General features: G+C 70.2%; 22 protein-coding genes. 11 read left to right on the top strand and 11 right to left on the bottom strand.

Features of this window, described 5'->3' with window-relative positions; translation table 11 throughout:
- Positions 1 to 272: 272 nt before the first annotated feature.
- From ACFWX1_RS16365 to ACFWX1_RS16330, 8 genes are all read left to right on the top strand, one after another.
- Positions 273 to 401 carry a hypothetical protein gene (locus ACFWX1_RS16365; RefSeq protein ID WP_378388004.1) on the top strand — a complete coding sequence of 43 codons (129 nt, stop codon included), beginning with the start codon at positions 273 to 275 and terminating at the stop codon, positions 399 to 401.
- Between the two features lie 19 nt (positions 402 to 420).
- The gene (locus ACFWX1_RS16360) at positions 421 to 645 is read left to right on the top strand and encodes an STAS domain-containing protein (RefSeq protein ID WP_378388002.1); all 225 of its coding nucleotides are present in this window, start codon (positions 421 to 423) and stop codon (positions 643 to 645) included.
- A gap of 77 nt (positions 646 to 722) precedes the next feature.
- On the top strand, positions 723 to 1,472 hold the full coding sequence (locus ACFWX1_RS16355) for an ATP-binding protein (RefSeq protein ID WP_378388000.1): 750 nt from the start codon (positions 723 to 725) through the stop codon (positions 1,470 to 1,472).
- A gap of 123 nt (positions 1,473 to 1,595) precedes the next feature.
- A complete protein-coding gene (locus ACFWX1_RS16350; RefSeq protein WP_378387998.1) occupies positions 1,596 to 1,940 on the top strand; it encodes a DNA polymerase ligase N-terminal domain-containing protein in 345 nt (114 codons plus the stop codon).
- Positions 1,937 to 2,746, top strand: coding sequence for a non-homologous end-joining DNA ligase (gene ligD, locus ACFWX1_RS16345; protein WP_378387996.1), 810 nt, complete (start codon positions 1,937 to 1,939; stop codon positions 2,744 to 2,746). The genes ACFWX1_RS16350 and ligD (ACFWX1_RS16345) overlap by 4 nt, the downstream gene beginning before the upstream one ends.
- Before the next feature lie 11 nt (positions 2,747 to 2,757).
- A complete protein-coding gene (ligD, locus tag ACFWX1_RS16340; protein ID WP_378388096.1) occupies positions 2,758 to 3,624 on the top strand; it encodes a non-homologous end-joining DNA ligase in 867 nt (288 codons plus the stop codon).
- Between the two features lie 22 nt (positions 3,625 to 3,646).
- Positions 3,647 to 4,144 (top strand): general stress protein, encoded by a 498-nt coding sequence (locus ACFWX1_RS16335; protein WP_378387994.1) that lies wholly within the window; start codon positions 3,647 to 3,649, stop codon positions 4,142 to 4,144.
- A gap of 61 nt (positions 4,145 to 4,205) precedes the next feature.
- The gene (locus ACFWX1_RS16330) at positions 4,206 to 4,613 is read left to right on the top strand and encodes a DUF2267 domain-containing protein (RefSeq protein ID WP_378387992.1); all 408 of its coding nucleotides are present in this window, start codon (positions 4,206 to 4,208) and stop codon (positions 4,611 to 4,613) included.
- 77 nt (positions 4,614 to 4,690) lie between these two features.
- Here the strand turns inward: ACFWX1_RS16330 and ACFWX1_RS16325 are convergent, their stop codons facing one another.
- On the bottom strand, positions 4,691 to 4,957 hold the full coding sequence (locus tag ACFWX1_RS16325; RefSeq protein WP_378387990.1) for a DUF4235 domain-containing protein: 267 nt from the start codon (positions 4,955 to 4,957) through the stop codon (positions 4,691 to 4,693).
- A 130-nt stretch (positions 4,958 to 5,087) separates the two neighbouring features.
- Between ACFWX1_RS16325 and ACFWX1_RS16320 the strand changes: the two genes are divergently transcribed.
- Positions 5,088 to 5,255 carry a hypothetical protein gene (locus ACFWX1_RS16320; RefSeq protein WP_378387988.1) on the top strand — a complete coding sequence of 56 codons (168 nt, stop codon included), beginning with the start codon at positions 5,088 to 5,090 and terminating at the stop codon, positions 5,253 to 5,255.
- A 10-nt stretch (positions 5,256 to 5,265) separates the two neighbouring features.
- Here ACFWX1_RS16320 and ACFWX1_RS16315 read toward each other — a convergent pair whose 3' ends face one another.
- The 10 genes from ACFWX1_RS16315 to ACFWX1_RS16270 form a co-directional block, all read right to left on the bottom strand.
- On the bottom strand, positions 5,266 to 6,057 hold the full coding sequence (locus tag ACFWX1_RS16315; RefSeq protein WP_378387986.1) for a decarboxylase: 792 nt from the start codon (positions 6,055 to 6,057) through the stop codon (positions 5,266 to 5,268).
- Positions 6,038 to 7,501, bottom strand: a complete 1,464-nt coding sequence (locus ACFWX1_RS16310; RefSeq protein ID WP_378388094.1) for an aminotransferase class I/II-fold pyridoxal phosphate-dependent enzyme — start codon at positions 7,499 to 7,501, stop codon at positions 6,038 to 6,040. The genes ACFWX1_RS16315 and ACFWX1_RS16310 overlap by 20 nt, the downstream gene beginning before the upstream one ends.
- Positions 7,502 to 7,543: 42 nt before the next feature.
- Positions 7,544 to 8,944 carry a tryptophanase gene (locus ACFWX1_RS16305; protein ID WP_378387984.1) on the bottom strand — a complete coding sequence of 467 codons (1,401 nt, stop codon included), beginning with the start codon at positions 8,942 to 8,944 and terminating at the stop codon, positions 7,544 to 7,546.
- A 1-nt stretch (position 8,945) separates the two neighbouring features.
- On the bottom strand, positions 8,946 to 10,109 hold the full coding sequence (locus tag ACFWX1_RS16300) for a cation:proton antiporter (protein WP_378387982.1): 1,164 nt from the start codon (positions 10,107 to 10,109) through the stop codon (positions 8,946 to 8,948).
- Positions 10,102 to 11,469 carry a tryptophan 7-halogenase gene (locus tag ACFWX1_RS16295; protein WP_378387980.1) on the bottom strand — a complete coding sequence of 456 codons (1,368 nt, stop codon included), beginning with the start codon at positions 11,467 to 11,469 and terminating at the stop codon, positions 10,102 to 10,104. Before ACFWX1_RS16295 ends, ACFWX1_RS16300 begins: the two co-directional genes overlap by 8 nt.
- The gene (locus tag ACFWX1_RS16290; RefSeq protein WP_378387978.1) at positions 11,466 to 13,223 is read right to left on the bottom strand and encodes an amino acid adenylation domain-containing protein; all 1,758 of its coding nucleotides are present in this window, start codon (positions 13,221 to 13,223) and stop codon (positions 11,466 to 11,468) included. Before ACFWX1_RS16290 ends, ACFWX1_RS16295 begins: the two co-directional genes overlap by 4 nt.
- A complete protein-coding gene (locus ACFWX1_RS16285; RefSeq protein ID WP_378387976.1) occupies positions 13,216 to 14,007 on the bottom strand; it encodes a thioesterase II family protein in 792 nt (263 codons plus the stop codon). Before ACFWX1_RS16285 ends, ACFWX1_RS16290 begins: the two co-directional genes overlap by 8 nt.
- A gap of 835 nt (positions 14,008 to 14,842) precedes the next feature.
- Complete coding sequence (locus tag ACFWX1_RS16280) at positions 14,843 to 15,340, bottom strand: GNAT family N-acetyltransferase (RefSeq protein ID WP_378387974.1); 498 nt, start codon at positions 15,338 to 15,340, stop codon at positions 14,843 to 14,845.
- 62 nt (positions 15,341 to 15,402) lie between these two features.
- Positions 15,403 to 15,669: a GlsB/YeaQ/YmgE family stress response membrane protein gene (locus tag ACFWX1_RS16275; protein WP_378387972.1), complete on the bottom strand. Its 267-nt coding sequence runs from the start codon at positions 15,667 to 15,669 to the stop codon at positions 15,403 to 15,405.
- 120 nt (positions 15,670 to 15,789) lie between these two features.
- A complete protein-coding gene (locus ACFWX1_RS16270; RefSeq protein WP_378387970.1) occupies positions 15,790 to 16,647 on the bottom strand; it encodes a formate/nitrite transporter family protein in 858 nt (285 codons plus the stop codon).
- A 229-nt stretch (positions 16,648 to 16,876) separates the two neighbouring features.
- On the opposite strand from ACFWX1_RS16270, the gene ACFWX1_RS16265 reads away from it, so the two are divergent.
- Entirely contained in the window at positions 16,877 to 18,085 is a 1,209-nt protein-coding gene (locus ACFWX1_RS16265) for a PucR family transcriptional regulator (RefSeq protein WP_378387968.1), read from the top strand.
- Positions 18,086 to 18,300: 215 nt separating this feature from the next.
- Positions 18,301 to 20,616: a molybdopterin cofactor-binding domain-containing protein gene (locus ACFWX1_RS16260; RefSeq protein WP_378387966.1), complete on the top strand. Its 2,316-nt coding sequence runs from the start codon at positions 18,301 to 18,303 to the stop codon at positions 20,614 to 20,616.
- The last annotated feature ends 1 nt before the right edge of the window (position 20,617 follow it).

The following is a 20,617-nucleotide window of genomic DNA, read 5'->3' as shown; positions in this document are numbered from 1 at the left end:
ACGTCCTTTGGTCGGGTGGGGCCCCCGCCGGGCGTGCCTACCCTTCGTTGGCCGAGTTGGTGCGCCCTCACCGTCGCTTCCGCGACATACTCCACCGGCTACTGCTCGACATGATGCGGGACAATGTGGTGATCTCTTTGCGTGATGGGTTGTGGGGCTGGTACGGGGCTCTTATGGTGGAGACAGCCGGTTCAGACAGCAGCCGACTGTGCCAGCACGAAAACGAACCGTGCCGGCGCGTCGGGGCGTTTCCGCGCGCGGGAGGGACTGCGATGACGAGGCTGTTCGAAGAATCCGTGCCGTTCTCGATCGCGGTCGACCGCGGCGAAGTCGCCATCGCCCAGCTGACCTTGGCGGGGAACTGGATCTGGCCGGGGTCGTCCCGGTGTCCGAAGCGGTGAGCGAGGCCCTGGAACCGCCGTGGCCCGGCTCGTGCTGGTGGATCTGACCGGGCTGACCTTCCTGAGCAGCGTGGGGATCTTCAGTCTGGTCCGCGCGCAACGGCGGGCCGCCGAGCGGGGCGCCGTCCTGCACGCCTTCGGGCCGCTGCGCCGCCCGGTGGACCGGGCCTTCGAGCTGACCGGAGCCCAGGAGTTCCTGCACCTCTACCCGGATCGGGACCACGCCATCACGGCCGCCGCCTAGCCGGCCGGGTTTGACGGCGGCCGCGCCTGGTTACCCCCGGCTGAAAGACGAAGATGGCTCGGTCCCCGGGAGGGGCAGTGGCACACGAAGCCGACGGTGTCCACCTGGTCCTGAGCAGGCGGGACGAGGCGACGCTGGTCACCATCACGGGCGTCCTGCAGCTGTCGAGTTATCCGGAGGTGCGGGACGGTCTCCTCAAGAGCGCCGCGGAACCATCCGAGGGTTTGGTGGCCGACATCGGCGGAACACATATCGTGGACGCGTCCCTGGCGACGGTGTTCGCCGTGGTCGCCCGGCGTATCGGCGACTGGCCCGGCCTCCCCTTCGCGGTGGTCTCGGCGCGGCCCGAGCATCAGGCGATGTTCGTCGGCAGACCGCTCGGCCAGTTCGTGCCGTTGCATTCCGACTTCGCGTCGGCCGTACGGTCCTTCGACCATCCCGTGCTGTGCCGGGCCAAGCAGACACTGGTCCGTTCCGAGCACGCGGCCGCTGCCGCCCGGCGGCTCGCCGAAGCGGTCTGCGAGGAATGGAAGGTACCGGAACTCCTCGACGAGGCTCGGCTGATCGCCACCGAACTGGTGGAAAACGTCATCCGGCACACCGCTTCGGTGCCGTTGCTGCGCTTGGAGCTACGCCAGGGAGTCCTCACCGTGGCCGTGACCGACGACGACCCGCGCCCGGCGGAGCGGCAGGCCTCCGCCGGATCGGGGCTGGGCCTGCACATGGTCGCCAGGACGGCGAAGGTGTGGGGCTGCAGCCGGACCTGGTCGGGCGGCAAGGTCGTGTGGGCCGTGCTGGTCCGGCCCGGCGGTGGTGCCGTGCGGTGACGGCCGACCCGAGCCTGTCCGTCCACATCGGACTCGCTCGGGACGGGCCCCGCTGCGTGTTTCACCTCCGGTGAGCCGGGAATCCTGCCGGGGAAAGGACCTCGCGGGAAAGGTGGTGCGCGGATGTCCGCGAAGGACCGGCTGGCCGTATACCGGGCGAAACGCGACGCCGCCCGCACCCCGGAAGGACAGTACGGCGGCGGAACGGTGATCGTCTGGGACACCGGCCCGTTCGACGTGCTCACCGCGGAACCGGCCGGGAAAGCCTTGGCAGCCGGGCAACTCAAGGCCCGGTTGCACGGGGAGAAGCTCGGTGGCGCGTTCACGCTGGTGCGCCGGCGCGGGGACGGTCAGGAGCAATGGCTGCTGATCAAGAAGGACGACGAGGGCGCGGACCGGCGTCGCAAACCGGCGAAGACCCAGCCGGAGTCGGTGCTCACCGGCCGGACCAACGAGGACCTCGCGTGAGCGGCCCCGGCTGGCGTGAGCCGACACTGGCCACGCTCACCGGCCGCCGGTTCTCCGGCGAGGGCTGGCTGTTCGAGCGCAAGCTGGACGGGGAGATCGTCGCCTTCGACGGCGACAACACCAGCTTCGCCGCGTTGCAACCCCGTATCCACCTGACCGACCCGGAGCGGGCCCGCGCCACGGGGGTCGAGGTCTTCTACTACCTGTTCGATTTGCTCTACTTCGACCATCGAGACACGACCTCGTTGCCACTTCGTGAGCGTAAAGCCCTGCTGCGGGACGCGTTCGACTTCGCGGACCCTCTGCGGCTGTCGGCGCACCGGAACACCGAGGGGGAGAAGTACTTCGCGGAGGCCTGCGATCGCGGCTGGGAGGGATTGATCGCGAAACGCGCCGACGCGCCATACCGCTCCGGCCGGTCCTCCGACTGGCTGAAGTTCAAGTGCGCGCACGGCCAGGAATTCGTGATCGGCGGATTCACCGATCCCCAGGGCGCCCGGCACGGATTCGGTGCCCTGCTGCTCGGCTATCACGACGACGGCGTGCTGCGGTACGCGGGCAAGGTCGGCACCGGCTTCGACGAACGGTTGCTCGGCGCACTGCACGCGCGGCTGCGGGAACGCGAGACACCGGCACCGCCGTTCGACGGCAGGGTGCGGGAACCGGGAGCGCACTGGGTGCGCCCGGACCTGGTCGCGCAGATCGAGTTCTCCGAGTGGACCCGGGACGGCCGCCTGCGGCATCCACGGTTCACCGGGCTCCGTGAAGACAAGAAAGCCGCCGACGTAGTACGGGAGTACCCATGAAGCCGGACCACATCGACGTGTCCCACGCGGACAAGACCTTCTATCCCGGCGAAGGGCTCACCAAGGGGGACGTGGCCGGGTACTACCGCGCGGTGGCCGACGTCATGGTGCCGCATCTGCGCGGCCGTCCGCTGACCCTGCGCCGTTACCCCGACGGGATCGAGGGCGAGGGCTGGTTCCAGAAGCACCCCGGCGAGCATTTCCCGGACTGGGTCCGGGTGGCGCGGGTGCCCCGGCGCGGCGGGGGCACCGACCCCTATGTGGTGTGCGAAGACGCGACGACGCTGCTGTACCTGGCGGATCAGGGAACGCTGGAGTTCCACGTCTGGTTGTCTACAGTGGACGCACCGGATCGGCCGGACCGTCTGGTGCTCGACATCGACCCGCCGGACGGTGTCACCGTGGGCGAACTCCGGGACGTCGCGCGCAGGATCCGCGACCGCTACGAAGAGATCGGGCTCACGGCGTTCGTACAGGCGACCGGGGGCCGGGGCTTCCACATCGTCGCGCCCCTGGACGCCACGGCCGAGACCGACGTCGTGCTGAAGCTGTCGCGGGAGATCGCCGACAGTGTCGCGGCCGACGACGCCGGGCACCTGACCACCGCGCAGCGCAAGGACAAGCGCGGCCACCGGATCTTCCTCGACGCCAACCGGAACGGGTACGCGCAGACGTTCATCACCCCGTATTCCTTGCGTGCCAGGGCCGGAGCACCGGTCGCCATCCCGCTGGACTGGCATGAACTCGGGAAGGCCCACCCGGACGGCTGGACGCCCGAGAAGGCACGCCAGCGGCTCGCCCGCAAGAAGGACCCTTGGCACGACATCGCCGCGCACGCCGGTTCCGCCGAGAAGGCGTTGCGGGAACTGACCGGCTGAACCGGAAGTGAGGAGAATCGTGATGACCGAGACCGCTTTGCCGCAACCTCGCCGGGTGGTCGCCCGGTACTCCACCTACGACCGGGCCGAGCGGGCCGTCGACTACCTGTCGGATCACCGGTTCCCGGTCGAGCACACGGCGATCGTGGGGCACGGGCTCGAAATGGTGGAGGAGGTCTCCGGCAGGCTGACCGTCTTCGGCGCGACGGTCCGGGGCGCGTTGTCGGGGGTGATCGTCGGCGCGCTGGCAGGCTGGTTCTTCGGCCTGTTCGGCTGGGTCACCTTTCTGCTCGCCGGAATCGTGCTGGCGTTGTACGGCGCGTTGTTCGGCTTGGTCATCGGTGCGGTGGTCGGCGCGGTCGGGCACGCGCTGACGGGCGGGCGCCGGGACTTCAGCCCGACGCCGAGTGTCCGGGCGACGTCCTTCGACGTCCAGGTCGACGCCACGAACGCCACGGAAGCCGAAAAGCTGCTGGCCGAGCGGGGCGCGCCCGGCCTCGGCGACGTGACGCATCCGTAGCCGGGCCTTCGCGATAGACCGTCCACAGTGGAACGAAGAGGATGAAGAACGGAGGGAGATCATGCGGCACGACGAGTTCATCGGGCGCGTCCAGGACCGGGCGCACCTGCCCAGCAGGGGTGACGCGGAGCGGGCGACGCGCGCGACACTGGAGACGCTCGGCGAGCGCGTCCCGGAGACGACCGCCGAACACCTCGCCGCCCAGCTGCCGATCGAGATCGCGGAGAACCTGCGGCGCACGATGACCATGGGCGGCGCCGGCACCGGAGAACGTTTCGGCCTCGACGAATTCGCCGAGCGCGTGGCCCAGCGCGGGCATATGGTCGTGCCGGACGCGGTGTACCGGTCCCGCGTGGTCCTGGAGGTCGTCGGCGAGGCGACACAGGGCGCGCTGGGCAAGGTGCGGGACACCCTGCCGGGCGACCTGCGCGAACTGATCGACGCCGGGAGCACCGGGTCGCTGCACTAGGTCCACTGTCCACTGAGCACTCGCGGTGGGCAAGATGATGAAGCCGGGGCCGGCCGAGGAGTGACCGGCCCGGCCGCTCACTCCTCGCCGGGCCAGTCGCCGGTGGCCTTGCGGTAGCCGCTGGCCCCGGCCCGGTCGACCGCGGCCTTGACCGCGCCGAAGATCGCGCCCTGCACGGCGGCCGCGAGGACCACCTGACGCCACGAGTACGCGCGATCGGTGGCGGTGGGCGTGTCCTCGCGGCCGGTGGCGCGCTTCCAGATCTGTTTCGAGATCAGGCCCGCGAGCACCCCGCCGAGTGCGCTCACCGCCAGGCTCACCGGTTTGTAGAGCAGTTTCGTCATGCTTGTCCTCCCGAGGTTCGGTGCCGGCCGGGTATCCGTTCCGCCGCACGCGGAAACACCGAGGATTCGCTTCGCCGCCAACGGGTAGCCTCCGCTGTCGGTGCCGGACGGATCGTGGTCGGAGGCCAGCGTGGCTATCGTCTTCATCCTGCTCGTAGCGCTCAGCGTGGCGTTGTCCGTCACCGGGATGGCCGTCACCGGGTGGGGCTGGCTCTCGCTCGCCGGTGCGGCTCTGTTCGCCGTCATGATCGTGGCCAGCTCGATCCACCGGTCACGGCGGCGGGGCAGGCAACGCTGAGCATCTGTCCTCAAAGGACGGACGTGGTGAAGAGCGGGCCCGCTTCCGCGGACGTCGCCGGCACGTCCAGCAGCCGGGCGGCCGCCCACAGGGTCACCTGGGTCGCGGTGAGGACCGGGCACCCCGCGGCTTCTTCGAGCTCCCGGGTGAGCCGGGCGGTGTGCAAGGCGGTTTCCGGGAGCAACACCGCCTCCGCTCGCGGATGCGCGGCCCGGCGGACGAGATCCACGATCCGCTGCGGGGGCCACGCCGCGAGTTCCCGGTCGGACCCCGCGGCGGCGTCGACACGGCCGACGACGTCCGCCCCGGCGTCCCGTATTCGCGCGACGAAGTGGTCGGACAGGTCGGGGTGATACACGGACGCCAGGCTCACCCTGCGCAGCGCCAACCACCGAATCGCCTGCTGGAACGCTGCCGTGGTGGTCGTCGCCGGTCGTCCGGAGAGACGGCGGAGGGTGTCCACCTGCTGTGCGACACCGGCAGGGCCGTCCAGGAAGCTGGCGCTGTTGACCGCGAACGCCACCGCGTCGGCCGGGCGGCCGGCGAGCGCGCCGGGCAGGACCTGTTCGAGATGCGCCGCCGAGCCCAGCCTGCGCACGGCGTCCGTGACCTGCTCGATGTCCAGCGTGGCGAGATCGTCCACGTCAGTGGGCCAGGGGAGGTAGACGACCTCGACTTGCAGGGCGGGACGAAGCCGCGCGGCGAGGTCCAGGAAGTCGTCCTCGCCCGCGTCTGGTGTGGGATACAGCAGGCCGATCCGCTTTCGCGCGGAGCCCGTCGGTTCAGTTCCCGGCGACGACACGGACGGAGCCGAGGCTGGCGTCGGCCGGGTCGGGAAGCTCCATGCCCGCGGCGAGGCCGCTGCGGAGGTAGTTCAGGATCGGCCGGGTGAGCACCTCGCCGGGCAGTACCGCGGGGGCACCCGGCGGGTACGGCGTGATCATCTCCGCGCAGACGCGGCCGGCGGCGCGGTCGACTGGAACCTGTTCCGCGGGACCGAAGAACGCGTCGCGGGGCAGCATCGCGGTGTGCAGCTCGAACTCGTCCGGCTCGGGGATCTCGATCAGCGGCGGTACCGGGAATTCCGGTGCCCGCTCGACGAGATCCGCCAGCGCGCCGGTCAGAATGCCGGCGCTTTCCTCGTTGTCGGCGTGGGTGAAGTGCGCGACGACGCGGCGATGGTCGGACAGCCCGACGGTGACGTTCCGCTGCTCGCGCAGCCAGTCGGCCGCCTGGTAGCCGCTGATGCCGAGCCCCTCGACGTCGACCACCACCTTGAGCGGATCCACCGAGCAGGCCAGACCAGGCCCGCGGAGTTCGTCGCGGAGCACGGCGAGCCCGTCGTGCTCCGCGATCCTCTTCCGCACGTCGGCGACCAGTGCGAGCGCGGCCCCGAGCAGTTCGGTGCCGTGTTCGACCATTTGCCGCCGCCAGCCGTCCAAGGACGCGTACACCAGGGAACTCGGGCTCGTGGTCCCGAGGAGGTCTTCGCGGGCCTTGAGCACGTTGGGATCGACCAGATCGCCCTGCAGGTGGAACACCGAACTCTGCTCGACGGCGGCCCCCATCTTGTGCACGCTCGTGATGCACACGTCGGCGCCGGCGTTCATCGCCCAGGCCGGGAGGTCGTCGTGGAACGGCAGATGCGCGCCCCACGCCTCGTCCACGACCAACGGGACACCCCGGGCGTGGGCGAGTTCGGCCACGCCCCGGATGTCCCCGCCGGTGCCGTAGTCGGTGGGGCTGACCATGAGGACGCCCTTGATGTCCGGCTCGCGGTCCCAGGCGGCGGCGAACTCCTCCGGCCCCGGCGGATGGGTCAGCCGCTGCGTGACGTCCCAGCGCGGGCTCACCCAGACCGGCTGGACACCGCTGACGATCAGCCCGGACACGACGGACTTGTGCACATGCCGGGGCAGCAGCAGTTTCTCGTGGGGGCCCGCGACGGCGAGCATCGCGCTCTTGACCGACAAAGAGCTGCCGCAGGTGGAGAAGAACGTGTGCTCGGCGCCGACCGCGTCGGCCATTAGGCGTTGCGCTTCGGCGAGGACGCCGGTGCGCATCAGCCGGTCTTCGAGACCGTTGAGCGCGATGACGTCGGCGTCGAACACCTCGGTGCCGAGCACGTCGAGCACCCGCGGGTCGACGCCGCGGCCCTGTTTGTGGCCGGGTGCCGTGAACGGGACGATGCCCTGGTCACGGTACTTGCACAACGCATCGAGAACCGGTGCCCTGCTGTGGTCCATGACGGCCGGATAACCGGTGACGAGCCGATCCAAACCCGGGGCTCAACGGGCGAAGATGGTCTCGCCGCCGTCCGGCGCGAACCGGGCTTGGAAGAATCTGAGGTGGCGTGGCTCGTAGGTGAAGGCGAGACCGCGGACGATGTCGTCGCGCCGCTGGTGGACCTCGATGACATTGTCCGCGACGTAATCGATGTGGCTGCGGGTGTAGACGCGCCGGGGAATGGCGAGGCGGAGGAATTCCAGTGGCGGGAACCGGTTTTCGCCGGTGACGGGGTCGCGTCCGGCCGAGACGGCGCCGCGTTCGACGCCGCGGACGCCCGCCTGGAGATACACGGCCGCGGCGAGGGTCTGGGCGGTGAAACCGGTGCGCGGGAGGTGCGACAGCGTGGCGGTGGCGTCGACACATACGCAGTGTCCGCCCAGCGGCAGGATGACCGGCACGCCCGCGTCGCGCAGCCGGCCGCCGAGGTGCTCGACCTGGGCGATGCGAGCCCGGACGTGGTCCTCCTCGACGGATTCGGCGATGCCCGCCGCGATGGCTTCCATGTCGCGGCCCGCCATACCGCCGTAGGTGTGCAGTCCTTCGTAGAGCAGGACGAGCCCGCGTGCCTTCTCGGCCAGTTCGCTGTCACGCAGGCCGATCCAGCCGCCGATGTTGACGAGACTGTCCTTTTTGGACGACATCACCGCGCCGTCGGTGACCGCGCACAGCGCGAGGAGGATTTCCGCGATGGACGCGTTCGCCCAGCCGGGTTCGCGTTGCTGGACGAACCAGGCGTTCTCGATCGCGCGGGCGGTGTCGAGGAAGACGGGGATTCCGTTGGCGTGCGCCAGTTCGCCGACCTCGGCCAGGTTCGCGACGCTGATCGGCTGACCTCCGGCCATGTTCACGGTCGCGGCGATCGACACGTATGGAATCGACTCGGGGCCGAACTCGGCGATGACCGCGCGCAGCTTGCCGAGATCGACGTCGCCCTTGAACGGATGTTCGCACGACGGGTCGTGGGCCTCGTCGATGATGACGTCGTGGAAGGTCGCGCCGTTGAGTTCCTGATGCGCGCGGGTGCTGGGGAAGTACATGTTGCCGGGTATGTGTGTGCCGGGGCGGATCAGGCAGCGGGACAGGATGTTCTCCCCGCCGCGCCCCTGATGCACGGGGATGACATGCTCGTAGCCGTAATGCGCGCGCACCGCCTCCTCGAACACGTAGAAGCTGCGTGCCCCGGCGTAGGCTTCGTCGCCGCGCATGAGCGCCGACCACTGCCGGTCCGACATCGCGTTGGTGCCGGAATCGGTGAACAGGTCGACGTAGACGTCCTCGGAGCGGAGCAGGCACGGGTTCCATCCGGCGGCGCGCAGCGCCTGCTCGCGATACTCCCTGGTGGTCGCGCGGATGGGCTCGACCATTTTGACGCGCCACGGTTCGGGCGGGTATCCGGTCATGTCAGTGCACCTCGACAGTCGGGCGGAGGCGGTTCAGGAGGGGGCCGGTCATCGCGGTGGTCACCAGCGCCATGACGACCATCGCGGTGTAGAACGCGCTGTCGATGACGCCGAGGCCCAGCCCGATACTCAGGAAGACGAGTTCGGTGACCCCGCGGGTGTTCATCAGCGTCGCGAAGAGTGTCGCCGAACGCGGGGGCTGCCCGGCGAGGCGGGCCCCGAGGTAGGCGCCGCCGCCCTTGCCGAGCACGGCGACCACGATGACGACGACGGTTTCCCCGGCGAAGCGGAGATCGAGACCGCCGAGGCCGGCCTTCTGTCCGATGAGGACGAAATACAGCGGTACCAGCAGTGAGCCGAGCGGCGCGACCAGCCCGGCCGGATCGAGCCGGGGCACCGAACGTCCCGCCGCCGCGCCGGCGAGGAACGCGCCGAGCGCGGGGTGCAACCCGATCGCGTCCGTGGCCGCCGCCCCGGCACAGGCGAGGGCCACCATGAGCGCGATCGTGGCCTGGCGGGACAAACGCTCCGCCCAGCGGCCGAACCACGGCCTGGTGAGTCCGAAAAGGACGATCAGGATCGGCACCGCGAGCACCGGCGACCAGGCCCGCGTTCCGCCGTGCAGCGACGCGACGACGACCGCGAGCATGGCCCAGGCACCCGCGTCCGTGATCGCCGCCGCGGTGAGCGCGCACTGGCCCCTGGCATCCCCGAGCAGGCCCCGGTCGCCGAGAATCCTTGCGAGCACGGGAAAAGCCGTCACCGCCATGGCCGCCGCGGTGAACAGCACGAACGCGGTCGTGCCCGCGGGTGCGTGGCGTGGCGCCAGCCACAGTGCGATTCCCGCGCCGAACGCGAACGGGACCACGGCGGCACCGGCGGCCGGGACCACGACAGCGGTGACGCGCTGCCGGGTCAGGTGCGGGGCGAGCCGGGCGCCGACACCGAACAGGAACAATGTCAGGCCCAGCTGGGCGACCGCGTCGAGGGTCGTGGTCACGGCGGCCGGAAGTCCCTTGGCTGGCAAGGCGGCGCCCAGCACCAGCCCGCACGCGATCTCCCCGACGACCACGGGCTGGCCCAGCTTCCCCGCCGCCGCACCGGCGACGCGGGCCATGCCCAGCAGGACGGCGAACGCGGCGAGCAGGATCGTGCTGTCAGACATCGGGCACCTGCCAGCGGCGGCCGTCCCGCGACGGCACCAGCCCGCCGGGGAACATCGGCGGCTCGTCTCCCGCGGCGTCGCCCAGCATCCCGCGCAGTTGCAGTTGCGCCCCCTCCGCGAGCACGTCTTCGAGGAGATCACCCGCGAAATCGCCGGAGGACATCCCGCCGACGAGCTCGGCGAAGGCTTCCCGATCCGTGCCCCGGTGCCCGGTGACCTGGCGGGCGTGCCGGAAATACGTTCCCTCGTCGGTCCGCGCCCGGTAGAAGGTGATCAGGAACTCGCGGAACACCGCGAACTCCCGGCGGTAGCGGGCTTCGAACTCGGCGAAGCACCGGCTCTCGGCGACCTCGCCGGACAGCGCGCTGTTGATCGACCGCGCGGCCAGCAAGGCGCTGTAGGTGGCCAGGTGCACGCCGGAGGAGAACACCGGGTCGATGAAGCAGGCGGCGTCGCCGACCAGGACCATTCCCGGGCACCACAGGGCGGTCCGGTCGTAGGAGTAGTCCTTGCGCACCCGGAGCCGGTCATACGGCGGATCGGTGGCGCGGCTCGCGTCGCGGAGAAGGTCCTTGATCAGCGGGCATTCGCCGATCAGCGCCGGGAACGCTGCCTCGGCGTCTCCTTGCACCCGGGCCGCGGCTTCGGCCTTGATCACCGCGCCGACGCTGGTCAAGGTCGCGGACAGCGGGATGTACCAGAACCAGCCGTCGTCGAACGCCGCGCACAGGATGTTGCCCGAGTGGGGTTCGGGCAGCCGGTGACCACCGGCGAAATAGCCGAACAGCGCGAGATTGCGGAAGTACGGCGAATACTCCCGCCTGCCGCCGACGTCGTTGTGCAGGCGGCTGCCGTTGCCCGACGCGTCGACCACGAACCGCGCGGTGGCCAGCTGTTCGCGTCCCTTGTCGTCGACGTAGCGGACGCCGCTGACGCGATCCCCGGTCCGCACCGTGCCGGTCACCCGGTGTCCCTCGCGCACATCGGCGCCGAGCCGGCGGGCGTTGTCGAGCAGGATGGTGTCGAACCGGGCACGCTCGACCTGATAGGCGTAGCAGGTCGGGCCCGCCATCCGGGGCGACGCGGCGAACGCGAACAGCCACGGCTCGGGGTTGGTTCCCCACCGGAACAGACCGCCGAACTTGCGGACGAACCCCGCCCGCTCGACGCGCTCGCGCACTCCGAGCATCGCGCAGATCCCGTGCACGGTGGCGGGCAGCAGCGATTCGCCGATCTGGTACCGGGGAAACGTCTCCTTGTCGAGCAACAGCACCCGGTGGCCCTCCGCCGCGGTGAGGCCCGCCGCGGTCGAGCCGCCCGGACCGCCGCCCACGACGATCACGTCGAAGTCGTTCGTCACCGCTTCGCTCCTTCCGCCCCGATGGGCACGAGTTCGGCGAGCCGGGCCACCGTGCGGCGGCGCAGCACGTCACGCAGGGAACACGGCACGCCCCGCGCCCGCAGCCGTCCCGCGAGCGCGGCGGCGGACAGGCTGTGCCCGCCGAGTGCGAAGAAGTCGCTGTGCGCGTGCACGTCGAGGATTCCGAGGAGATCCCGGAACGGCGCTGCGACCAGCTCCTCGGGGGCGGTCAGCACCGGACGCGGCGTTCTGGCGATCGACGGCAGTGCGGAACGATCGATCTTGCCGTGAGGACCGAGCGGCAGCGCGTCGAGTGCGATGACGGCCGAGGGCACCAGATGATCCGGCAGCACATGGCGAAGCCGCGTACGCACGTCTTCGCCGGTGCCGCGGTCGAGCACCACGTAGGCCACCAGCCGCAGCGTCGATCCCGCACCCTCGGCGCGGACCACGGCCTGACGTACGCCCGGCAACGCCAACGTGGCGTGTTCGACTTCGCCCGGTTCGACGCGATACCCGCGGATCTTGACCTGGTCGTCCAGCCGTCCGAGCCACTCCAGCCGTCCGTCCGGCAGACAGCGGCACAGGTCACCGGTCCGGTACGCCCGATGCGGCGCGATGCCGAACCGGTCGGCCGTCAGCTCGGGACGGCCGAAGTACTCCAGCGCGAGACAGGCTCCGGTGACCACCAGCTCCCCGGGCTCGCCCACCGGCACCGGTCGCAGCGCCGCGTCGACCACGCGCACGCCGGTGTTGCCGATGGGACGGCCGATCGCGGGCGTGTCCCGGTCGGCCAGCGGGCAGGCCGTGGTGAACACGGTGCATTCCGTGGGGCCGTAGAGATTGACGGCGGTGAGCCCCGGTGCCGCGCGCAGCCGTGACCACAGCTCCCGGCCGATCGCCTCGCCGCCCATCAGCAGGAGCTCCGGACGTTCGTCGCCGGTGAGCAGTCCCGTGTCCAGCATCGCGGCCATGTGCGCGGGGACCGCTTCGACGACCGACAGCCGATGGTCCCGGATGAACCGGACGTACCGCTCGGGATCGGCGCGGACCTCGTCGGGCACCAGGTGCACCTCGTGGCCGCCCGCCAGCCACAGCAAGGGATCCCACGAGGCGTCGAACGCCAGGGGCAGGCCGTGCGCGACCCGCCGTGCTTTTCCGCCGGGCGGGAAGAACCGGGCCGCGAGTTCCCCGTACAGGTTGACCAGGCTCCGGTGGCCCACGACAACACCTTTGGGGAGACCCGTCGAACCGGACGTGTAGAGGACGTACGCGGGGCCGTCGGACGAGCCGTCCAGGCCTGGGTCCGCGTCGTAGGGGGAGATTTGCGCCTGCCATCCGTCCGGCGTCAGTACGACGTCGGCTTGACGACCCAGCCGCGGGACGTCGGTCAGGAACACCGAAGGGCGGGCCTCGGCGAGAATGGTGGCCACCCGTTCCCCCGGCCACGCGGGATCGACCGGGAGGTACACCGCCCCGGCCTTCGCGACCGCGAGCGGGGCCAGTACGGCGAGCGCGGACCGCGACATCGCGCAGGCGGCCACCGATCCCGGCCGGGCACCGGACGCACGCAGCAGCCGGGCGAGCCGGGCGCTCCAGCGGGTGAGTTCGGAGAACGTCCACGCGGCACCGTCGGCGACCAGCGCGACGCGCTGCGGGGACAGCGCCGCGCGACGTTCGATCAGCGCGCTCCAGCTCGTCCGGGGCAGCCGCCGGTTCACACCATCCACAATGGACAATCGTGGTTCAGGCATCGTCGTCCTCCTGCTCGGTGGCGGCCTCGATGCGGTGCATCCAGCGCCAGAACTCCGCTTCCCGCCCGGCGTCGAGCAGCCCGAGGTGACCGCCCGGCACGACGGCGGAGAAGAACCGCCCGGTCGTCCACCGCCGCCAGGCGCCGGTCGCGTCGTCGACGGTGCCGAACGCGCGATCGTCGCTACCGCAGAGCGCGGCGACCGGGCAGGGCAGCGGGACCTCGGCGGGCCCGCGATACGCACCCATCAGCCGCAGGTCGCCGCGCAGCAGGTCCAGGGCGTACTCCCAGGCTTCGGGGTGCTCCCGGTAGCCGACCACCGGCGTCAGGCCGTTGCGGTCGAGCAGCCGGCCGAGCGCGGCCGCGTCGGTCCGCGCGAATCCGCCCGGTACTCGTCGCTGCGGTGCGCACGCTCCCACGACGACGACCGCGGCGGGCGCCGCGCCGTGCCACGCGTGGATGCGCTGAGCCACCTCGAACGCGACGAAGGCGCCCATGCTGAACCCGGCCAGCACGGTCCGCGGCACCGAGCACGGTCCGAACTCGCCGAGGATCTCCCGCGCGATCTGCTCCGCCAGCTCTTCCACTGTGCCGGGCAGCGGGGTGAGGAGCCGGCCGCCCCGGCCCGGGTACTCCACGCCCCGGACATCGGCTCCGCGCACGGAGCGCCCGATCCCCCGCAGTGTGCAGAGCGTTCCCCCGGCGGGCGGGAGGAACAGATACCGGCGGCCGCGGACCGGCCGGTGGTCCCCGGGAGACAAATCCGAGATCGCGGACGTCATCATTCGAATCCTCCGAAACGCCGTCGGCGGGTGCGTGGTAACCCGAAAGGGGGAGACGACGACCGTGTGCGGAATTGACCGCGCGACCGCCCGACGCAACCACGAAATGGGGTGGCCGGCGGTTCTCGTCCACGGGAAGCCGGCCGTGCGGAACCGCTGACTCTTTGCCGGATTATGTGAGCGCTCAGCGCTTGTGCCGTGTCATCACCGGGGTCCGCAGCCGTTCATGAGCGACTGGCGGTACCGGCGAGGTACACCGACGGGGGCGGCCTCCCTGGCTGACCCGTCGCTCCCGCTCCTACACCACACAACGGTCACACCGGCCGCCGGACGAGTGCGGGCTCTCGTCCTCCTCTTCGTCTTACCCAACGCAAGCACTAGTCCGAAAGATACGACCTATTTGGGCCAACCGGGGTAACGTTTTGATCGCAGAAGTCGAGATCGTGAAACGCGTCCCCCGTGCGGGGGAGCTCATTGTCCACAATGGACTTCAAATGTCCTAAGGAAATGTGAATCAGCTGGACGGCGGGAGACGCGAAGGAATTTCGGAAAAGGGCCGGATAAGTGATTACCCGGCCACGGTTGGTGGCGGACAATTCGGCTTTGCGCATTTCCATTCAGTGTCCGGGGCGGGCGGCTTCGGTCCGTGAAGGACTCCTTGCCTGCCCCCAGCGCTGTGAAGGAGGCCTTCACGGACCCGCCGCGGTGTCCTCGTGACCTGCGGGAGTGCGACAAGGGCTTCCCTGGGGGCGGTGGAAGCACCCGGGGCGTCCCTCGGTGCCCGTCGCATCCGGACCGCGGTCCTTAGTGCACAGTGGACGAATGCGCTATCGGAAAATCAAGTGCGAGGCTTGCTGAGGAACACCGCGCCCGCGATGTGGCCGGGCGCGGGGTGGTCCGGTTCGGTCAGCCGGTAACCGGCGCGCTGGTAGAGCTCGAGGTTGCGGGTACTGCGATGACCGGTGAAGAGGGTGAACCGCCGTGCGGTGGCGGGCGCCTGGTTCTCGACGTAGGACAACAGCCAGCGGCCGAGACCGCGCCCGGCCAGATCCGGCGCCACCATGAGCCTGCCGAGTTCCCACGTGCGGCCGTCGAGCCGGGCGCGTGCCGCGGCGATCATCCGATGGCCCTGCCGCACGCGCCAGGTCGACCATTTCTTGGTCCAGTCGCGGACGTCGTCGAGGGTTTCGTGCAGCGCCGGGATGTCGAGGGTGTCGTTCGCGATGGCCTCCTGCACCCAGCAACAGCGTTGCAGCACCAGCAGTTCGGGGCACTCGCCGGGCAGGAGCGGAGCGATGCCGGCACCCGGGACGGCGGGGAGTTCGTCGAGTCGCACAGCCTCGTGTCTAATCCCGGGTCATCGCCCGGGGCAACCGGTTTTCGCAGGTGAGCGCTGCGTCAGTCGCGACGGCGTCCTCCGGTGATCAGCCGGTAGCCGACGAGGATGATCAGCGCGCCCAGGATGGCCAGGCCCCAGGTCCGCAGGTCGAAGAACGTCCCGAGCTGGACGTGGAACAGCGTCTTGCCGACCCAGCCGCCCACGAAGGCGCCGGCGATGCCGAGCAGGATCGTGATGATGCAGCCGCCGGGGTCCTTGCCCGGCATGAGGGCCTTCGCGATGAGGCCGGCGACAAGGCCCAGCACGATCCAGCTGATGATGCCCATGGGCTGTCCTCTCGTCCACGCCACGGCGTGTCACTTGGTTTCGGCGGAACATCTCGGCGCTGTAACGCGCCTCCGACAGCCTAGGGGCAGGCCGCCGTCGCCGTACCGCGGGCGAGTTCGTTACGAGACGGGTTCGGGTTCGGGTTCCCGCCGCTCGCTCGGTTCGCGGGACGCGGGTGCCTTGGCGGGCGCGCGGCCGAGAAAGCCATAGGCGGCACCGACGAGCAGTCCTCCGCCGGCGAGGTTGCCGAGCCCGACCCAAAGCAGGTTGTGCTCGAACGCGCCGAAGGTGACGCCGGGGACGTCACCGAACAGGCCGAGCGAGAAGAAGGTCATGTTCGCCACCACGTGCTCGAACCCGGAGCCGATGAAGGCGAGCAGGCACCAGAAGATCAGTGCCAGCTTGGCGCCGTCGGACTTGGTCCTCGCCGCCATCCACACCGCGAGGCAGACCAGGAAGTTGCACAGGACACCGCGGAAGAAGAGCATCCCGCTCGTCTCGGCGATCTTGGTCTTCAACGTCGTGGCCAGCAGCGCGGCGGCCGGAGCGGCGTGTCCCGGGGTGCCGCCCGCCTGGAGCACACCGCTCTCGTGCACCAGCCACGCGAACACCACCGAACCGGCGAAGTTGCCCACGAAGGAACCGAGGATGACGGCGATCGCGGCGCCGATACCGCCGCGGCGGGCGATCGCGCCCTGGATCATCGTCATCATGTTGCCGGTGGACAGTTCCGCGCCGGCGAACAGCACCGCGGTCAGCGCGATCCCGAACACCAGGCCACCGATCAGCTTGGTCCACGGCGAAGCGGCCGCGTTGAGCGGACCGGTGACCGCGAGCAGCAGGACCACCGCGATCCCGATGTAGGCGCCGGCCAGCGCCGAGCTCACCAGGTAGCGGCCGGGACGCCGGAGTTCGAGGAACTTGGACTCCGCGGTACTGGCCTGCGCGGCAAGGGCGTCGGGAAGCGGTAACGGCACGGCTGGTCCTCCGGAACTCGTCGGCTACGGCGATCGGATGATCACCGGGGCCAGTGCAGCCGATGTCCACGCCGGCGTCGTGACTGCGGAGTCACAGCGTGATCACCAAGAGCGCACGCCGCGCCTGCCGTGGGGTGAGGGCGGTCAATTCCGGCTTTCCCGGCATCGTCGTAGCGGTGGGGTTACACTGCCCCGCACCTGCGGGGGTAGTGCCAAAGGTGGATGCCTGATGAGCAATGGAGCGCATGAGCCGTCGGCGACGTTGCTGAGGTCGTTGAGCCGGTCCTCGCTGGGCAGAGCGCCGTCGCTCGCCGACACCCTGGTGGACCTGGTGTGGGAGGACGTCTACGCGCCCCGCGGCCCGGTGCGCAAGGACGACCTGTGGCGGTCGTGTGACGCCAACATCAGCAGCATGCTCCGTGCCGTCGGTGGTTCCGGCCCGGCCGCGTCGGTGTTGCTGGAGACGGCGCGGGCGACCGGGGCGCGGCGGGCGGGACAGCGGTGCCCGTTCGAATGGGTGCGGCACGCGTGGCGCGTCGGGGGCCAGGTCATCTGGGACGACTTCGCCGCGCAGGCGGGCACCGCCGACGCGGACGAGCTGCGCCGCCTGGTGGAGTCGGCGACGACGGTGTGGCGGGTGGTGGACGAGTTCACCACCGAGATGGCCGAGGCCTACCGCGCGGTGGAGCAGGAGATGTACGCGGTGCCGGACCAGCGGACGCTGGAACTGCTCGACGCCTTGCTCGACGGCACGATCACCGAGCCCACCGCCGAGATGACCCGGCTGCTCGGGCTGCCCCCGGACGGCGGATTCGTCGTGGTGGTCACCGAGGTGCTGGGTCAGGCCGCGCTGCACGGCGCCCTGCGGTCGGCGCGCGCGGCCGGTTCGCACGGAGTGTGGCGGCGCAGGCCGGGACTGTCGATCGGGATCATGACGACAGCGGGCGGTGAGGCGCGGGAGCTGGCCACGATGCTCGCGCCGTCGTTGTCCGGGCGGACGGGACTTTCACCGGTGCTCGGCACGCTCACCGAGGTGGCGGAGGGCCGGCGGCTCGCGGAACTGGCGATGGCCACGATCCCGCCTGGCACCACGGGAATCGTCGCGCTGGACGACTGCCTGCCGGACGCGCTGGTGCTCGGCTCGCCGCGGCTCGCGCGGCGGCTGATCGACGTGACGTTCGGGCCGTTGCTGGAACTGCCGGGCGCCGAACGCGGGGAACTGCTGGACACCGCGACGGCGTGGGTGCGCTCGGCCGGGTCCGCGGTCCAGGCGGCCCGCACGCTGTACTGCCATCGCAACACCGTGCTGAACCGCCTGAACCGCATCCGGGCGCTGACCGGGGTCGACCTCACCGACACCGCGAGCTGGTCGCAGGTCACGCTGGCGCTCTCGGCGCTGCGGTACCGGGAAAGCGCCCATGTCCTGAAGGCTCCCTAAGAGACGGTGAACGTCCTCAAGGACGCCTTCAGGACATTGCACCGGGGGCGCTTCGGCACAGTGCACAGCCGGGTGCGGGGGAACGTGGGCAGTCGGTACATAGGCCATTCGGAGTAGTGTGTGTCACACTCTCGTTCTCGACAGAGGCGCATCGCCGCGCGGCTTTCGGCTCGGCGCGTGCGTGCGAACGTTCGGAACGGCCGGGAGGACAGTCGATGGCAGGGCAGCACCGGACCACTCCAGACGAGCCGCGTGCCATGCGGCGGCGGCGTTTCCTCGGTTACCTCCTCGCCGCGCCCACGCTGGCGGTGGCCGCGCGGATCGGCACCGACACCCTCAGCCCCGCGACAGCGGGCGCGTCGATCCCCTCGCCGCCCGAACCCGCCGACCTGCTCGATCTCGGCGACGCGCTCACCCTGGCCGCCGCGCCGACCTCGGGGCTCATCGCGATCCAGGTGAACAAGGACGGCACGGCGTCGTTCGCGGTGCCGAGGGCCGAAGTGGGCCAGGGCATCACCACCACGGTCGCGATGCTCATCGCCGAGGAACTGGACCTGCCGTTGGACAAGGTCGTCATCGGCCTCGCCGACGCCCGGCCGGAACTGCTGTTCAACCAGCTCACCGGCGGGTCGAACTCGGTGCGCTCGATCTACGGGCCGGTCCGCACCGCGGCGGCGATCGCGCGGTCCCGGCTGCTGTCCACCGCGGCGGCGAAGTGGAACGTCCCGGTGTCTTCTTTGACCGTCCATAATGGAGTAATCAGCTCGGCGAGCGGGTTGAAGGCGACGTACGGGTCACTGGCCGAGGCCGCCGCGAGCAGCAGGACCGAACAGGTCACCGCGGAACCCAAGGCGAAGACGGCGTTCAAGCTCGTCGGTACGCCGCAGACCCGCATCGACGCCCGTGACGCGGTCACCGGCCGCAAGCGGTTCACCATGGACCTGCAGGTGCCCGGCGCGAAGCCGACCATGGTGTGCCGCCCGCCGACGATCAACGGAACCGTGAAATCGGTGGGAAACCTCGCCGCGGTCAAGGCGATGCCGGGCATCACCGACGTCGCGATCGTGTCGACCGGGGTCGCCGTGCGGGGCGAGACCTTCGGCCAGTGCATCGACGCCGTCCGCGCGCTTCAGGTGAACTGGGGCCCTGGCACCGTCGACGGCGAGTCCGATCAGACCGTGCTCGCCAAGCTCAAGGCGGCGACGCTGCCGATGGCCGTGCCCCCGGTGCTGACCAGTTCCCTCGACGCCGAGTTCGTCTTCGCCTTCGCCAGCAACAGCGCGCTGGAGACCAACTGTGCCATCGCCGACGTCCGGCCGGGCAGCGCCGAGATCTGGGCCGGGCTGAAGTCGCCTATCACCACCCAGGAACAACTCGCGGCGAACCTCGGCCTCCCGGTGAGCGCGGTGAAGGTGCACGTCGTCACCGGCGGCGGCTCGTTCGGCCGCAAGCTGTTCGGCGACGCCGCGCTGGAGGCCGCGGAGATCTCCCGCAAGATCGGCAAACCCGTCAAGCTCATGTGGCATCGCACCGACGACTCCCGGCACGGCCGCACCCACCCGATGTCGCTCTCCCGTGTCCGGGTCAACTACGCGCTGGGGAACGTGGTCAGCTACGAACAACGCCACACCAGTGCCACCACCGACTTCGGCCACGGCCTCGGGGAAATCCTCACCTCGGTCGCGGCGAAACTCCCGGTCGGCGACCTCGGCTTCTCGGAAACCGTTTTCTCGTTGTCCCAATCGGTTCCCTACGACTTCGGCGTCACCACGCAGCTGCTCAACGAGGTCCCGCTGAAGTTCCACACCGGCAGCATGCGCAACGTCTACTCCCCGAACGTCGTCTGCGCGCGGGAACTCGTCGTGGACCAGCTGGCCGCGAAGATGGGCAAGGACCCGCTCGCGTTCCGCCGGTCGTTCATGAAGAACGATCGCTTCCGCGCGGTGCTCGACGCGGTGGCGAAGGCGGGTAACTGGGGCAAGGCGATGCCCGCCGGGACCGCGCAGGGCATCGGGTTCCACGCCGAGTACAAGAGCTGCAGCGCCGTCCTCGTCGAGATCGACTGCCGCCCCGAGACCGTGAACCGCAAGATCCCCAACGGCGTCGCGGGACCACGGATCACCAAGGCGATCATGGCCGTGGACGTCGGGCTCCCGATCAACCCGCGTGGTCTCGAAGCCCAGATGATCGGCTGTGTCAACGACGGCATCGCGCTGGCGCTGACCTCGAGCCTGCACATCGACAAGGGACTTCCGCTGGAAGGCAGCTGGGACAACTACTTCTACACCCGCCAATGGAACACCCCGCCGGAAATGAAGGTCATCGTGATGGCCGCCAACGGTGAACCCGGTGGTGCCGGGGAACTCGGCGTGGCCAGTTCGCTCGCCGCGGTCGCCTGCGCCTACGGCCGTGCCGTCGGCAAGATGCCCACCCGGTTCCCGATCAACCACGACACCCTGAGTTTCGAGCCCAAACCCCGGATTCCCCCGATTCCGCAGTCGCCCGCCGACGGCCTCGACCACACCTACTGAC

The organism is Amycolatopsis sp. NPDC059021, from assembly GCF_042739895.1.
In the GTDB taxonomy this organism is placed as follows: Bacteria; Actinomycetota; Actinomycetes; order Mycobacteriales; family Pseudonocardiaceae; genus Amycolatopsis.
Note: the sequence above shows the minus strand (reverse complement) of the source record. Positions and strands in the feature narration are given on the sequence as shown.

What these genes read in the sequence shown, in the direction of transcription:
- ACFWX1_RS16285 (WP_378387976.1), bottom strand. Translation starts at nt 14,007, where the DNA reads ATGATGACGTCCGCGATCTCGGATTTGTCTCCCGGGGACCACCGGCCG.
- ACFWX1_RS16310 (WP_378388094.1), bottom strand. Translation starts at nt 7,501, where the DNA reads ATGGACCACAGCAGGGCACCGGTTCTCGATGCGTTGTGCAAGTACCGT.
- ACFWX1_RS16350 (WP_378387998.1), top strand. Translation starts at nt 1,596, where the DNA reads ATGTCCGCGAAGGACCGGCTGGCCGTATACCGGGCGAAACGCGACGCC.
- ACFWX1_RS16325 (WP_378387990.1), bottom strand. Translation starts at nt 4,957, where the DNA reads ATGACGAAACTGCTCTACAAACCGGTGAGCCTGGCGGTGAGCGCACTC.
- ACFWX1_RS16335 (WP_378387994.1), top strand. Translation starts at nt 3,647, where the DNA reads ATGACCGAGACCGCTTTGCCGCAACCTCGCCGGGTGGTCGCCCGGTAC.
- ACFWX1_RS16300 (WP_378387982.1), bottom strand. Translation starts at nt 10,109, where the DNA reads ATGTCTGACAGCACGATCCTGCTCGCCGCGTTCGCCGTCCTGCTGGGC.
- ACFWX1_RS16365 (WP_378388004.1), top strand. Translation starts at nt 273, where the DNA reads ATGACGAGGCTGTTCGAAGAATCCGTGCCGTTCTCGATCGCGGTCGAC.
- ACFWX1_RS16260 (WP_378387966.1), top strand. Translation starts at nt 18,301, where the DNA reads ATGGCAGGGCAGCACCGGACCACTCCAGACGAGCCGCGTGCCATGCGG.
- ACFWX1_RS16265 (WP_378387968.1), top strand. Translation starts at nt 16,877, where the DNA reads ATGAGCAATGGAGCGCATGAGCCGTCGGCGACGTTGCTGAGGTCGTTG.
- ACFWX1_RS16305 (WP_378387984.1), bottom strand. Translation starts at nt 8,944, where the DNA reads ATGACCGGATACCCGCCCGAACCGTGGCGCGTCAAAATGGTCGAGCCC.
- ACFWX1_RS16330 (WP_378387992.1), top strand. Translation starts at nt 4,206, where the DNA reads ATGCGGCACGACGAGTTCATCGGGCGCGTCCAGGACCGGGCGCACCTG.
- ACFWX1_RS16290 (WP_378387978.1), bottom strand. Translation starts at nt 13,223, where the DNA reads ATGCCTGAACCACGATTGTCCATTGTGGATGGTGTGAACCGGCGGCTG.
- ACFWX1_RS16275 (WP_378387972.1), bottom strand. Translation starts at nt 15,669, where the DNA reads ATGGGCATCATCAGCTGGATCGTGCTGGGCCTTGTCGCCGGCCTCATC.